This is a genomic window from uncultured Gilvimarinus sp. (assembly GCF_963975215.1).
Lineage (GTDB): Bacteria > Pseudomonadota > Gammaproteobacteria > Pseudomonadales > Cellvibrionaceae > Gilvimarinus.
In genome coordinates this window covers 17,593-32,608 of record NZ_CAXBFW010000016.1, presented here as the reverse complement: position 1 = coordinate 32,608, position 15,016 = coordinate 17,593, and the positions used below count along the sequence as shown (strand labels likewise).

General features: G+C 52.8%; 13 protein-coding genes and 1 riboswitch. Of the genes, 7 read left to right on the top strand and 6 right to left on the bottom strand.

Annotated features, from left to right (window positions below; all coding sequences use genetic code 11):
- Positions 1-58: 58 nt before the first annotated feature.
- Positions 59-976 (bottom strand): zinc ABC transporter substrate-binding protein, encoded by a 918-nt coding sequence (locus AAC019_RS11445; RefSeq protein ID WP_339899032.1) that lies wholly within the window; start codon positions 974-976, stop codon positions 59-61.
- An 84-nt stretch (positions 977-1,060) separates the two neighbouring features.
- Between AAC019_RS11445 and AAC019_RS11440 the strand changes: the two genes are divergently transcribed.
- From AAC019_RS11440 to AAC019_RS11425, 4 genes are all read left to right on the top strand, one after another.
- Positions 1,061-1,555, top strand: a complete 495-nt coding sequence (locus AAC019_RS11440) for a Fur family transcriptional regulator (RefSeq protein ID WP_339899031.1) — start codon at positions 1,061-1,063, stop codon at positions 1,553-1,555.
- Positions 1,519-2,349, top strand: coding sequence for a zinc ABC transporter ATP-binding protein ZnuC (gene znuC, locus AAC019_RS11435; RefSeq protein ID WP_339899030.1), 831 nt, complete (start codon positions 1,519-1,521; stop codon positions 2,347-2,349). The genes AAC019_RS11440 and znuC overlap by 37 nt, the downstream gene beginning before the upstream one ends.
- Positions 2,342-3,127 carry a zinc ABC transporter permease subunit ZnuB gene (gene znuB / locus AAC019_RS11430; protein WP_339899029.1) on the top strand — a complete coding sequence of 262 codons (786 nt, stop codon included), beginning with the start codon at positions 2,342-2,344 and terminating at the stop codon, positions 3,125-3,127. The genes znuC and znuB overlap by 8 nt, the downstream gene beginning before the upstream one ends.
- Positions 3,128-3,264: 137 nt before the next feature.
- Positions 3,265-4,140, top strand: coding sequence for a UDP-2,3-diacylglucosamine diphosphatase (locus AAC019_RS11425; protein ID WP_339899028.1), 876 nt, complete (start codon positions 3,265-3,267; stop codon positions 4,138-4,140).
- Between the two features lie 174 nt (positions 4,141-4,314).
- Here the strand turns inward: AAC019_RS11425 and AAC019_RS11420 are convergent, their stop codons facing one another.
- Positions 4,315-7,350 carry an endo-1,4-beta-xylanase gene (locus tag AAC019_RS11420; protein ID WP_339899026.1) on the bottom strand — a complete coding sequence of 1,012 codons (3,036 nt, stop codon included), beginning with the start codon at positions 7,348-7,350 and terminating at the stop codon, positions 4,315-4,317.
- Between the two features lie 193 nt (positions 7,351-7,543).
- Positions 7,544-8,659 (bottom strand): AraC family transcriptional regulator, encoded by a 1,116-nt coding sequence (locus AAC019_RS11415; RefSeq protein ID WP_339899024.1) that lies wholly within the window; start codon positions 8,657-8,659, stop codon positions 7,544-7,546.
- Positions 8,660-9,151: 492 nt separating this feature from the next.
- Here AAC019_RS11415 and AAC019_RS11410 point away from each other — a divergent pair, with 492 nt between their 5' ends.
- The 3 genes from AAC019_RS11410 (at position 9,152) to AAC019_RS11400 (ending at position 12,785) form a co-directional block, all read left to right on the top strand.
- Positions 9,152-10,615, top strand: a complete 1,464-nt coding sequence (locus AAC019_RS11410; protein ID WP_339899022.1) for an RICIN domain-containing protein — start codon at positions 9,152-9,154, stop codon at positions 10,613-10,615.
- A 151-nt stretch (positions 10,616-10,766) separates the two neighbouring features.
- Positions 10,767-11,480 (top strand): NYN domain-containing protein, encoded by a 714-nt coding sequence (locus AAC019_RS11405; protein WP_339899020.1) that lies wholly within the window; start codon positions 10,767-10,769, stop codon positions 11,478-11,480.
- Positions 11,481-11,774: 294 nt separating this feature from the next.
- Positions 11,775-12,785: a family 43 glycosylhydrolase gene (locus AAC019_RS11400; protein ID WP_339899019.1), complete on the top strand. Its 1,011-nt coding sequence runs from the start codon at positions 11,775-11,777 to the stop codon at positions 12,783-12,785.
- 79 nt (positions 12,786-12,864) lie between these two features.
- On the opposite strand, the gene AAC019_RS11395 is transcribed toward AAC019_RS11400, so the two are convergent.
- From AAC019_RS11395 to AAC019_RS11385, 3 genes are all read right to left on the bottom strand, one after another.
- Positions 12,865-13,062: a CsbD family protein gene (locus tag AAC019_RS11395; RefSeq protein ID WP_041522041.1), complete on the bottom strand. Its 198-nt coding sequence runs from the start codon at positions 13,060-13,062 to the stop codon at positions 12,865-12,867.
- 292 nt (positions 13,063-13,354) lie between these two features.
- Positions 13,355-14,173, bottom strand: coding sequence for an alpha/beta hydrolase (locus tag AAC019_RS11390; RefSeq protein WP_339899017.1), 819 nt, complete (start codon positions 14,171-14,173; stop codon positions 13,355-13,357).
- 128 nt (positions 14,174-14,301) lie between these two features.
- Entirely contained in the window at positions 14,302-14,652 is a 351-nt protein-coding gene (locus tag AAC019_RS11385) for a HopJ type III effector protein (protein ID WP_339899015.1), read from the bottom strand.
- Positions 14,653-14,853: 201 nt separating this feature from the next.
- Positions 14,854-14,969, top strand: a riboswitch (TPP riboswitch).
- The last annotated feature ends 47 nt before the right edge of the window (positions 14,970-15,016 follow it).

The window sequence follows — 15,016 nt, the reverse complement described above, 5'->3', positions numbered from 1 at the left end:
TACTGCAGAATGTGAACAGCCAACGGTTTTTTTGTCGCTACACTCCAGACTTTTCCCCCTACGCATTTGCCCCTTGCAAACAACCCGCTAATACCGCTGCCAACCCTGTCATTAAGCCGCGATAATCCAGTATTGATACGTCGCTGGCCAGCGGATCCAGGATGCCGGTGCGCAAGCCTGCACGCTCCGCTAACGCCGAAGCCGCCGCTGTGTCGGCATAGGGCTCGACAAACAAACAAACCGCTTCGCTCTGCAAGTGTTTTTCCAGCTCGTATAAGTGCCTTGCACCGGGCCGCCGCTCGGGCGTTAACGTGACATAATCGACCTGTTTTAGCTGGTAACGGGCAACAAAGTGGCGATAACCGTCGTGATAAACGGCGAACCCCCGATCTTTAACCGGCTCAAGCTGGAGCGTTATTTGCCGATCCAGCACAGCCAGCTCTTCGGCAAACTGCGCCGCTCGCCGACTAAACACCTGTGCCTGTGCCGGGCGCAACTGACCCAGACGCTGTGCCAGCTCGCGAGCAATAATGAGTGCGTTATCGGGGTTTAGCCAAACATGCGGGTCCCGATCGTGCTCGTGGGTGTGACCCTCGTGCCCTGCTTGCGCCGAGTGCCCGGCACCGCGCGCGGCAGGCCAGACAATCGCGTCGAGCTCCGCCGCCGTCACAACGGTGTGCGGGGCTAACCCCGCCAGCGGCTTTTGCAAAAAACCCTCTAAAGCGGGCCCTACCCACAGAGCTAAATCGGCGCGACGAATCAACCGCATATCCGATACCCGAAGGGCGAACTCATGGGGCGAAACCCCCGCCGGCAGCAGTGTTTGCACCTGAGCCTCGTCACCCGCAATTCGCTCGGCAATTAACGCCAGCGGCTTAATACTCACCATTAGCTGTACCGGTTGCTCGCGCGCTATCGCGCCGGACGCCAGTAACGCTAGCAATAATAGAAATCTGGCGCAGATTGAGCGGGACATAAAGTAAACCTGAATAGAATAAACCTGAGGAGAACGGCAAAAGACATAATAGTTATAGTATAACATATCGGTTATACTCAGCTCATGGAAAATACTCCCCTAGCATTTAGTACCCACAATCATCAGCACTGCGTCAGCGATGCGCTGCAGGCAGCGGTTGAGCTGTGTGCCGAGCGCGGCGCCCGGTTAACACCACTGCGCAAACAGGTACTGGCGTTAATCTGGCAGAGCCATAAACCCCTGGGCGCTTACGCCCTGATTGATTTACTGGCCGCCGAGTCCACGCGCCAGGTGGCGCCGCCTACGGTGTACCGCGCGCTGGATTTTTTGCTGGAGCAAAAGCTGATCCACCGCATTGGTGCGCTCAACGCTTTTATTGGTTGCCCACACCCGGACCACTCCCACGCCAGCCATTTTTTGCTGTGTGATGAGTGCGGGCGCGCCGAAGAGATTCACTCGCAGACGGTTAGCAACAGTATTCAGCACGCCGCCGGCGAGGCGGGCTTTGCCGTGGTGTCGCAGTCACTCGAAGTGTTTGGTTTATGCCCCGACTGTCAACCGGACAACCGCGCCCCGTGAGCCAACCCAAGGTGTTACTGCAAGCGCGCCAGTTGTCGGTGATTCGCAACCAACGCCGTTTGGTGGATTGCGCCGACCTAACCGTGCACGCGGGCGAAATCGTCACCCTGATTGGCCCCAATGGCGCCGGCAAAACCACGTTCGTGCGCGCGCTGTTGGGCTTAATGCCTTATAACCGTGGCGAGCTAGTACAGCAGCCGGGTTTGCGCATAGGTTACATGCCACAAAAGCTGCATATCGACCCCAGCCTGCCACTGACGGTAAAACGCTTTTTAGCCTTGGGGGGCGGCAAAGCCGCCGACATTAATCACGCCCTCGCTCGCACTGGCGCCGCACACCTGCCAGAGCAACACCTGCAAGCGCTCTCCGGCGGCGAAACTCAGCGGGTTTTACTGGCCCGCGCCCTGTTGCGCAACCCGCAATTACTGGTGCTCGATGAGCCCGTTCAAGGCGTCGATGTCGCCGGCCAGGCGGCGCTTTACGCCCTGATTAACGAGCTGCGCCACGAGCTTGGCTGCGGCGTGCTGTTAATCTCTCACGATTTACACCTGGTGATGGCAAACACCGACACGGTGGTGTGCTTAAACGGCCACGTCTGTTGTCACGGCCACCCGTCACAAGTGACCGCCGATCCGGCGTACCTTGAGCTGTTTGGCCATCGCGCCGAGGCGCAAATCGCACTCTATACCCATCATCACGATCACGCCCACGATGCCTGCGGCGAATTGCATCACGATCACACAGCCGATGCCGATCACCGGCACGAGCCTAAGGACCGCCGCCCCCATGCCTGAGTTTTTACTTCTGGCGCTGGCCGCGGGGTTAGGCGTCGCACTCGTATCCGGGCCGCTGGGCTGTTTTGCGGTCTGGCGCCGAATGGCTTATTTCGGCGACACCATGGCCCACTCGGCGCTGCTGGGCGTTACCCTGGGGCTGTTACTGGATATCAACATTAATCTCGCCGTAGCCGTGGGATGCTTGCTGATCGCCCTGCTGTTAGTGGCGCTGCAGCGCGGCAGGCAACTGGCCACCGACACCTTGCTGGGGATTTTGTCGCATTCGACTCTGGCGCTCGGTTTAGTGGCCATCAGCGTAATCAGCCCCGGTCGCATCAACTTAATGGGTTACTTATTTGGCGACATCCTCGCCACCACGGCCATGGATGTTATTACCATCTGGCTGGTAGGCGTGCTGGTGCTGGCGGCACTGATCTATTTATGGCGGCCGCTGCTATCGATTACCGTGCACGAAGATCTGGCCCACGTGGAGGGCGTGCCCGTTACGGCTGTACGCACCGCGCTTATGTTATTGATGGCACTGGTCATTGCCATTGCCATGAAGGTCGTTGGCGTATTGCTGATTACAGCTTTGTTGATTATTCCCGCCGCCACCGCTCGGCGCCTGGCGCGCACGCCCGAACAAATGGCCCTGTTAGCCAGCGCCATTGGCGCACTGGCGGTAATCGCCGGGCTTGCCGGATCTTTCTATTGGGATTGGCCCGCCGGGCCCGCCATCGTACTGGGCACCAGCGCGGTGTTTGTGTTGTCGCTGCTAAAAAAGCAGGCGCAGTAACCCGGAGCGACCGCCGTTTTTAACCCAAGTTCTACGCTTGGGGCGATTGTCACCAAAGTTTCACCAAATTGTCGCCTAACCGTCACCGCTGTTTTTCACACTTTGGGCCATCAGACAGCTGACATAGGCGCCAAGCCATGACGACGACTGCCCGCGAGTCTCTCACTGCAACACCCGCATCATCCTCACCTCAGGCGGCTAAGCCGACCGCTAAAACCACCCAAAGCGCTGTGATCAAAGGCCGCACTATCTGGATCTCCGATCTGCATCTGGGTTACCGCGACTGCAAAGCCGAGTACCTACTGGAGTTTCTCGACAGTATCCAGTGCGACACCCTGTATTTGGTTGGTGACATCATCGACATGTGGGCGCTTAAGCGAAAATTTCGCTGGCCCAAAGAGCATTACCAAGTAATGCTTAAACTGTACGATATGGCCAACAACGGCACCCGCGTTATTTATGTGCCGGGCAATCACGACGAGCCCATGCGCCGCTTTGCCGGCAATTTGTTTGGCCCCATCGAGATTATCGAAGAACACGAATACACCTGCGCCAACGGTAAACGTTACTTGATTATGCACGGCGATGCCATGGACGCTTACATCAACCTAACGCATATAACGCGATTTTTTGGCGACATTGGTTACGGCTTACTGTTGTTTATCAATCGCTGGGCCAACCGCTGGCGCAAATGGATGGGCCGGCCCTATTTCTCGCTGGCGGGAATGATTAAAGACAACATCAAAGGCGCGAAAGACGCCATTGAAACCTACCAAAAAGAAGCCACCGACGAAGCGCGCCGACGCGGCTTTGACGGTGTGATTTGCGGCCATATTCACTACCCCGCGCTCACCGAGAGCAACGGTATTCGCTACTGCAACACCGGCGACTGGATCGAAAACTGCACCGCGCTGGTCGAAGACTACTCCGGCCACATGCGTTTGCTGCACTTTAGCGATCAGCTGCAGTGGCGGGATCAGAAAGATTCATTAGCGGTAGGACAGGTTGCCTGATAAATAAAGCGAAGCGCGTAAACGCAGCTAAGCCTGTACCTTAATAATAACCCGACGCAGTAACTTCCTGGATGAGGCTTGCACGGGTATAAGGTAAAAAGAAGTGGATAGCGGCGAGAGTAATCGTTCAAAACGGGGAAATCCTTTTCCCCGTTTACGTCCGTTAGAGAAAAACTACCGATCTAAATAATTCATCAGCCAGGTCATCGCAGGACGGGGCGAGCCGTTGTCGTAAATCAATCCGCTACCATCAACCCATGTGCGGCCAACCACATACCCCCAGAGCGTAATGCCAACCACTGACGGGTGATCATAGAACATCGGAAACTGCTGTTGCATGATCTGCAACTGCGCCTGGTCATTAGCTTCAGCAATGTCGTATTCCGAGATATAAATCGGCACGCCGAGAGCGGCAATGTTGTTCAGATTGTTGCGCAAATCACTCAAGGACCAACCTTCCAACCCATGGGCTTGCAAGCCAAGCGCATCGACGACACCCGCCTCGACGGCGGGGCGAGCCATGGCGATAAACTCGCTGTTGTTCCAGCTCAAGGCATTGTAGTCGTTAAGAATCAGAATTGAATCCGGGCAATACTGCCGCGCGAGCTCAAACACATTTATGATCCAGTCACTACCGAACGCTTGCTCTGCATACTGAGCCGGAGCGTGGCCAGGGGTAGACTCGTTGACCACATCGATCATTTCCGTATTCGGGTAACGGGTGCAATAATCGCGAATCCACTCCTCAATTTCTGCGCGCTGCTCAGCCGGGCTCAAAGAGTCAATCCAGCTCGGGTACTGGCTGCCCCAAACAAGCGTGTGCTGCTTAAACGGAATATTGTTTTGTTGGGCGTAATTGTAAGCCGCATCTAGACCGCCCCAGTTGTACTGATCGCGCGATGACTCGACCGATCCCCACTTGCCTTCGTTTTCGGGGGTAATTTGATCCCAGTACTGCACAAAATCAGATCGAACCCCGCCAGAAGTGGTGATATTGCCCACAAAGAAGTCATGGTCAATTGCGCCGCCGCCCACGTCACCGATTACCGAAAAGTCATCGGCGTAGTAACTGGCACTGGTGCTATCGGATTCAATAATAAAATGCTGAAACGCCGTACCACTCTGGCTGTAAGTGCCGCTTAGCTGTGTCCAGCCGCTGGCCGATACCGTGGCCTCGGCCACACGGGTGTACTCCTCGTAAGTGGACGAGTCGGCGTCGTCAACGCGCTTTGCCGTCAAATAAACCGTCGCACCGGCAGACCCGGCCGCCATTTTTACCCACACAGACACATCATAGTCGTTGCCATTCGCCAGACCGGCTGGCGCAAATGTCAGCCCGTGCCAGGTATCTGTGCGGGCGGAAATCAGCGCACTCGCTGCACCACTGCGCGCCTGCTGAGTACTGCGGGTAATATCACCGGCGGTAACGGACCAGTTAGTTAAACCACTCTCCACACCACCGTTGTCGGCAATGTTATCGCCACCGGGCACGCTGGAAGACTGCTCACTGGACGACTGACTGCTTGAGGAACTCACCGACGATGACGCGTTACCGCGCTCGACGCACAAGCCAATATTGGAATCAGTTTGGCCCGGTTGCAGTATGTTATTCCACCCCGCGCCCGAGACTTGCAACATCGTTCCGCTCTGGCTCCATTCGCCATTCCACAGATCGGTCACCGTGCCATCAACAGCAATACTGAGGGTCCAATCTACGGCGCTGGCGGTGTTGTTGGTAACGTTCAGCGTGGCACAATAACCGCCGCCCCAGTCGTTGGTCAGCTCAATGCTACCCACCACATTGCTATCGGCGCCCCCATCGGACGACGACGCATCCGAACTGCTGGAGCTGGCACTGCTTGAGGAGCCACTACCCCCGGTGAACCGATACCAATTCAAATTGTGTCCAGCGGTAGAGCGAAGATACACATCGTGCGTGCCCGTAACGCTGGCAAACGCGACCGACTGCGTTTGCCAGCTTTGCCATCCGCCCGTGTTGCTCACCTCAAGGGTTGCTATGGGTTGGTTGCCCACATCGTCGAGCACAATCTCTAAGCCAGAGTTGATGTTGGCAGCGACGCGAGCATCCATACCCGTGGCACCGGAGCCAAAATCAACATCCGAGATTTTCACCCAATCACCCGGGCCCATCTCTAAATTAAGTGTGCCTTCGCTTGCAGGAGCGGCTTCAATGCCATTTTCAGTATCGAAAGTTTCGGCCTGATTGAGGGCAAACGCGTCTACCGCGGCGATCTGGGGTACGCCCTCTGGGCCGGCGACAACTGGCTGGATAGAACCGTTGCCATTAAAGTACAGCCGGTCAACATTGATCGAGCGCTGATAGGTACTGGCACCGCGCTCGTTGGCGACAGCGCGGTTGTGATAAAAGATGTACCACTGGTCTTCAAACTGCACCAGTGACTGGTGATTATTATTGTTATTGTTTTCCCACGGGTTTGGCAAAATCGTACCCTGGTGGGTAAACCCGGTGGTTGGGTTGTTACTGGTCATGTAATCGATGCTGAGGCCACCACTGGTATTCGTGGAATAGGTCAAATAATAAGTGCCGTTGCGCTTATTCATCGAGAGCGCTTCAAAAAAGTTAGGCGCGTCGATCGATATAGCCGCACCGTTAGTACTCACCATGTCATTGTTTAACCGAATGACTCGCGCATTGCCGGGGCCACCGCCACCAAAGTAAAGATAAGCCTGGCCGTTATCATCGATAAATACACCCGGGTCAAACACCCAGTCGACGTTAGCGTTGGGGGTATTGCGATCCACCAGAGGTGCACCCAACGGGTCGGTATAGGGGCCTTCCGGGTTGTCGGCCACTGCAACACCAATCGCATTCGCGCCATCGGGGTAGTACAAATAATAGCGGCCATTGCGCTCAATAAAGTCCGGCGCGTAGGCCAAATTCGCCCACGGACTATCGGATTGTGAATTCCAGATAATGCCGTGATCTTGCCAGTTGACCATATCACTGGACGAGAACAGATAATAATCGACCAGCTGGCTATAATCGGATTGGTCATCTTGATCGTGCGTTACCACCACATAGACCCGCCCATCGATGACTCTGGCAGCGGGGTCTGCCGTGTAAACATGAGAAACTATTGGGTTGTCCGCTAAAGCGCTTAGCGGTATCGCCGCGCACAGGCCGGCAAATACAGTAGAGGTTAATAACCTCGTGGGCATCAGCTTCATTTTTTCACCTATTTTATTAAATATTATGGCCGTGACTGACACATCGGCCACGGCTAAGGAGCAGTGAGCATAGAAAAATGAAGCTAGGTAAGATGGCAATTATGGCTGGGTTCTTAGCACTATGTAGGATGTGACAAAAATGCTGTCATTAATTCAAAAAATTATCCGCCAACAAAAAGAGTCTTGCGCCACACTATAAACAGCGGCCCTTTTCACGACACAGGGTTTGAAACGTTTTAGGCGTACAGCCATATTCCGCTTTAAACAATTTGTTAAAATACGAGACGTTGTTGTAACCCACCCAATAGGCCACTTCAGAGATATTTGCCTCTCTGGACTCGGACAATAGCCGCGCCGCCTCGGTCAAGCGCAGCTTCTTTAAATAAGCGGTGAAGGTAAGGCCTAGCTCCTCTTTCAGAATATCGTTAATCTTGGTCCGGTTAATCCCAAGGGTGGCAGCGGTGTTTTCAAGGCTCAACTCCGAGCTGGCATACTCAGTGGCAACGTAACGCAGCAGTGTATCTTTTTCTTTGTCTCGCTGAGGCTCGATCGAGAGCTTTTTATAGGCCATTAGCGGCTGGTCTAACTTCACCTTTTCTTTTAAGCCGCTCGTAAGCGAGCGCACATACAGCCGAACCGCCCAGACCGTAAACAACAACCAACCAAGCGCTGTGACCGCTATCGCCGAATACAGATAAAACGGCTGAGTACCCTTGAGCACTACATCGGCAATTCGCACCCGAGAAGTCTGATCCATTGGGCTCTGCAGCGAATTCACAAAAGCCAACCCCATGGTTTTATCGAGCTGATAGCCAGTATCACTGACCTCAAAGCCATAGCGATCCAGCCACCAGTAGGGTGTGCTCAGCTCATCAAAATCGATGGTGACCTCTTGCCAGTGCGCATTGCAGGAAAACGCCAGCGACGACACTCGCCGGGTTTCCGGCCGGAAGGGGTCGGTGACCTTGTCGTCAAAACTGAACAACACAAACAGCAATACATTGCGCGGGTCACACAACACCCTAAACGAGGCGTGGTCATACGCCGTAAGGTCAACCAGGCGATAGGCGAGGTCGGGCTGAATAAAATAGAAGGAGTAGTGCGTGTAAGGGAACAGCTGCTCTGAGTCCAGAGTGAACTCGTAATCAATCGTACCGACCTCGCTTTTAAGCTCCAGCCGGGTATCGCCCACCGGAGCCACAGGCTCAATGGCCGGCGCCCAGGGCAGCGCCGGATCTTTAGCCGGGAAGAGCGCCACACTCGTCCGTGATTGCAGAAAACCGCTATAGATAACCGCGATTGTCAGCATCAAGAGTATCAGTAGGGCCACCGAAGTCTTGCGATAGAATAGCAACATTTTATTTGAGTTTTTATCGGTGAACGAGCGTTATTATGTGCCAAAGCCCGCAATAAGTATTATTACCATACCATTGATGTCGACCATAAAAATAGCGGTGGTACACCTTTTCAGCAACTCGCCATTCGCAACACCTACCGCGCCTACCACTCGTACCGCTAAAGCCACACAGACGAGTTAACCCACCGGCAGCCGCTCAGCAAAACGTCCTTTTAGCTAAGCCTTCAGCCCGCCGCTGCCTTGTGCGCAGCGTCACACAATAAAACTATAATATTATAAATAAGCGCATCTATAGGTTAGTCTGTCTCCGCCGACTGACCCGGCATCACAATAACCCCCTGTGGGAAACACAATAACAATCGCAGTACCTGGCCCTTTGGGCGCTAAGGATGATTGGCCAAGCTCTCACCGGGCTCATAAATCCGATCATGATAGGGATAGCTTATGTCTCGTATAAACCGTTCTATTTTTATTCGCTCTGCACTCACCGCCACCTTAGTGGCACTCTCCGCGCAAGCACTGGCCGACGCCGAAGTCACTTACACCAACGGTAGCTGGCTCGCGCGCGTCGAGGGCAACAGTGTTTACAACGGCAACCGTTACTTTGATGCAATCAATGCCGCCATTAACAATATGGGCTCTGGCACCGTCAATATTCGAAACTCGGGCGCCAGCGGCAGCGATGGCGGCCAGGTCTATGCAATACGCCCGCAAGCCGGACAAACGCTGGATTTTCACGGCCATCAGGTAAACGCCAACGGCGGCGAGCTGGTGGTGCCCGTGTACTGCGACCGGCGCAACAACATTACCGTGCGCAATCTGCATGTGGTGGGTAACCCGCGCTATGGTGTTTGGTTCCGGGGCTGCTCTAACGTCACGCTCGAGAACATCACCATGGATTTGAGCAACAACAACCCCGTGGGCCTCGGTATCCGGGTAGACTCCTCTACCGCACCGGCCAGCAACTTAACCGTGGCCGGCAACATCAATATTAACGGCGCCAAAGGTCACGGCCTGGAAACCTACGGCATTGATGGCTTTACCATCGGCGATGTTACCGTCACCAACAACGGCGGCTCGGGCGTGCTGTTAAACAACTCGCGCAACGGTACCGTGGGCAATGTCACTGGCCACTACAACAACTACGGCGGTGGTTACGCCACGTTCCGCGTTGCCAACAACAACGGCCCCAACGTCACGGTTAACAGCGTTTACTCACGCAACTCTGGGCGCGGTTTTTTTAGCGTTTCCGGCAGTAACGGCACCACCGTTAATTATGTCGATATCGAATCCAGCACGTCCCATGGCATATTTCTCGAAGACGCCAGCAACACCCATGTGGTGAGTGGCCGCGTGGCCAACGGCAACCCCAACTGCCAACTGGTACGCACCAACAGCTCAAGCTTAAACGTATCGGGTTGCGCGCAAGTGGGAACCCCGCCGGGTAACGGCGGTGGCGGCAATAACAACGGCACCGTTAACGGCGTGTACCGGATCGTACCGCTGCACAGCAGCAAAGCCCTCGACACCGCCAATTGTGGCAACGCCGATGGCACCAACGTACAGCAATGGAGCTGGCTCAATAACGACTGCCAAAAATGGAACATTTCTCAGGTCGATGGCGACTACCACCGCATTTCTCCCGCAAATGCACCAACCTTAGGGCTGGATATCGACTCACTCTCCACCGCCAATGGCGCTAACGCAATGCTCTGGAATTACTGGGGCGGCGAAAATCAGCAGTATCGCTTTCAAAGCGCTGGCGATGGTCGCTGGAGAATCATCAACCGGCTGAGCCAGAAATGCCTCGACGTCAACGCCAATGACACCGCCGATGGCGCCAACCTGATCCAATGGGAGTGTTTGCCCGGGGCGACCAATCAGCAGTATCAGTTGATTGCGCAATAGCTAAAATACAAACCCGCAAGAGGGCGGATAAGCGCCCTCTTAGCGTATAGTTTCCGTAGAATTTATATAACTAACCATTCCACCCCAATGTGACGATTCCCGCGTAAAATATCTGCCAATACTGAATAGCCGAACATGAGGCAAAACTAAAATGGACGACTCTAAGCAAAAGATTGCACTTTTCATCGACGCAGACAACGCGCCGGCAAACAAGTTTGAGGATGTGCTCAGCGAAGTTGCTAAATACGGAGTTGTAACCATTAGAAAAGCATATGGCAACTGGAAAAAAGCTTCAATCAAACCGTGGGAAGATCTTTTGCATGAATATGCCATTCAACCTATACAGCAATACGACCTATCTAAGGGAAAAAACGCCTCCGATATTGCACTAGTCATTGATGCCATGGATGTCATGTATACAAAAGACATTGATGTTATGTGTTTTGTATCTTCCGATTGCGACTTTACACCGATGGTAGTTCGAGCTCTGGCAGAAGGAAAAGTCGTGCTGGGGTTCGGTGAGAGAAAAACACCAGAGCCGTTTGTAAATGCCTGCTCCAAGTTTCTATTTTTAGACCAAGATCAAAGCACCACTGACTCAAACCAAGAGAAACCAAAAAATATTAAATCCGACACAAAACTAATTAACTTGCTGCGCCAAGCCATTGCCGCAACCGCCGAAGATAATGGCTGGTCGGCACTGGGGCCTGTCGGATCTCACATATCCAACAAAACATCATTCGACACCAGAAACTACGGTTATAGAAACTTGAGCAGCCTGATAAAAGCCATTGATCTTTTTGAAATTAAACGAGGCCCCAATAACTCCTACCTAGTGCGGGACCTAAGAAAGAGAAAAACATAAAGCTCGATAGCCGGTACAGTCATCCTGCCAAGTTATCCCGCCAAGCCATAAGAGTTATGTAAACTTTTCATATTTCATCACATTACTCATACCTCCCTTCTATAGATTCAGTAAAAAATAAAAGCTAACGCTCGTTAGCTTTTTTACACCTAATAAAATGGTTATTAAAGGTGCAACTTCTGTAATATGATGCCTTTCTAACAGGGCATAAATTCGAATACAATCATCTATCGCTATTCATTTTTCACACCGTAACGTGCAGTGGCGCAGCCTTTGAGATAGAAGGAAATCCTTATGATGAAAAAGATAACAACAGCAACGGCCTCAGCTTTACTAGCAGCAACAATGATCAGCTGCGCCCACCACTCCGAAGACAGTGGTACAGCGGCGCAAGGCAACCCCCTTAACTTTGGCAAAGGCTTACGTACCGCCGACCCCTCTGCCCATGTCTGGAACGACGGCAAAATGTATGTGTACACCTCACACGATGAGGAGTGTCAGGAAGATTTTTGGATGAAAGACTGGTACGCGTTTTCCTCTACGGATCTACAAAACTGGGAAACTCATGGGCCATTGCTGTCGGTTGACGACTTAAGCTGGGCAGACAACTACGCCTGGGCGCCAGATGCCGCCTATAAAAATGGCAAATACTATTTAGTGTTCCCGGCCGGCACCGGCCACAAAGATAGAGTTAACCCACAAAACAGCACCAAGTGGATGGGCATTGGCATTGCCGAAAGTGACTCACCCACCGGCCCGTTTACAGATAAGATTGGTGCGCCGCTGTGGACATCGCCCTACGCCAATGACCCAAGCCTATTTATTGACGACGACGGCCAGGCCTATTTGTACGTGCACGCCAAAGACCACGATTACCATGTCATCAAAATGGCGGACGACATGCGCAGCACAAAAGGCGATTTAGTCAAAATGGACATGGGTGGTTACGAGCCAAAAATGGAAGGCCCCTGGGTATTCAAACGCGGCGATAGCTATTACTTCACCATGCCAGAAAATAACCGTGTGCTCAGCTACTATATGTCAAAGTCGCCCACCGGGCCCTGGGAATACAAGGGCGAAATCATGGGGCAAGAGCACAACAGCAATAATCACCACTCCATTGTGGAGTATCAAGGCCAATGGATTCTATTTTATCACCGTTGGTTAGACATCGACTCAGCCTGCGGCCGTCAGCGTCACAGCGCCGCTGAATACCTGTATTTTAATGATGACGGCACGATAAAACCGATTAAACGAACGGACAAAGGTGTTAGTGATTTTTCTACAAAAGTAAAATCTAATTAGTCGCCCTGATAAGCTAGATGTAAAAAAATAGCCGGCGGTGTGAACACCGCCGGCTATTTTATCGGATAGCTAGGTAAGACTAGAGGCTATCAATAAAATCATTCACTTCTTTTTTAGCCTCTTCCTTAGACTTGCCGTACTTGGACTGAATTTCTCCGGCAAGCTTTTCTTGGTTGCCTTCGATACGGTCAATATCGTCATTGGTCAGCTTGCCCCACTGGGCTTTTACACCGCCTTTCAGTTCATGCCACTTGCCTTCAAATTGATCACTGTTCATGGTAATTCCTCATGATGATTAAGCTTTAAAAATCACACTAAAACTAGTATGATTATTCCTGTTGCTTTACTAAAAACCCTTTCGAGGTTGTACATGAGGTATTGCATGTGGCGTGCCAAGCATAGGCAACCCGCTAAAAATCGGCTAAGGGCCGCGAATGGCGGCCCGTCTGAGAGGGGAAACAACTTTTTTCTGAAACCATACAGTATCGGTCTTTGTATTTATCTTACGTAAAACCTTATTTATTTGTAATTTTTACGGATAGACCGGGGAGACTGAAGTTTAATAATCGTTACTCGTTGCCACACGTTTTGCGCAAAAACTCGTCCACATCATTTAAGGTCGGCGCCAAAAAACCTAACGGGCGGCCCATCGCAGCCAAAAGTTTTACGTGCGTGACACCCTCGTAGGTTTTGCGCGTCACGGGTACGCCGGCAGATTGCAGTTTTTTCTCAAGCGAGATCGCCGACTTAGGCGTGACGGTTTCATCGTCGGCGCCATGCAAAATCAGCGTGGGAGGATTCTGGCCCCGCACATGATTGACCGTTAGCGCGTCAACCTGTTTCGATTCATCGTCACCAAAAATCTCCGTCCAGCGTTGTTTTTGGGTGGGCAAAAAATAATCATGCGGGCCGGCCAGACTCACATAAGCGTCGATAATATCGCTGGACAGCCCCACTGCATTCAAATATTTCGGATCATAGCTGATCAAGCCAGCAATCATCGCCCCCGCTGAGTGCCCCATCATGATTAAGCGACGCTTTTGACGCAATTCGCTGAGCGGCTTACTGGCCAGCGCGTGGGCGACATCTTCAACAAATACCGGGTAAGTGACCTCGGGGTAGAGCTGGTAATCGGGGACGACGACCGTGTAGCCTTTGCGGGCCAGCGCCGCGCCGACAAAACCGTATTGCTCTTTGGCGCCACTATCCCAGCTACCGCCATAGACAAACACGATCAGGCAGGCGTTATCGTTTTGCTTGGGCCGGTAGATATCCAGCTGCTGGCGTGAATGCTCGCCATAGCTAACATCGGATTCCGCTCGGTAGCCTCCGGCGCCATTCACGGTATTTAAAACATCGGTACCACTGCAACCGGCCAGTAAAACCATAAGTATTAAGCATCCGACTCGAGTGTATAAATGCGGCAAGCAACCCTCCTAAACGTTACCTCGCTATCAATCAGCGATGCTAAGCATACGTCGTGCCCACCCTTATGGATTACCTCAAAAGAAGCTCATTACACGTTTTTGCGAAGCAGCGGCTCGCCGTGAAACTCGATGCCGGCCCATCCGTGCTGAATAAAGTTGCGGATATTGCCGTGGTCGGTGCCCTCTGGATGAGCCAAAACATCATCCCGGTAATAACGGCCAAAACAGGCCAGGGTTTGCGCCTCCGTCAGACCATTGAGCTTGGCAAACGCAAAGATTTTGCACGAGCCTTCATTACTGCCGGCGGCGTTTTCCAGCTCGCCATTGGTGAACGCCGTTGGCGTGTAATCGTAAAAGGCATCGATAATGGCCATAGTTTCGGCAAACTCAATGTTAAGTGGCTCGCTGGTGAGTTGCTCTAAAAAGATATCGGGTGTCATAACTCAGTCTTCACTCGGGTTTAGGTAGAACCGCTAATTGTAGAGCCGCGACCCGGCAAGCTCAATCGCATGCCAGCTCAAAATATAAACAGGAAATACTCACAGCCGTCTTTCCCCAATGACCTGTCATCGCAAAAATAAGCACTATCACTGGTTAGAGAATGTAAAACGGCATAAAATACCGCCTTTGTAGAAAAATGAAAGACATCCTCGGGGTGGCCAGGCGGTGTTAGCCGTCGGCCTGAGACGCAAACAGTGCGGACCCGTTGAACCTGATCCGGTTAATGCCGGCGTAGGGATTGGACTATTTGCACAGCAATAATACGCCCACAGCCAGAGCCTTTGGCTGCCAAGCACTAACAAC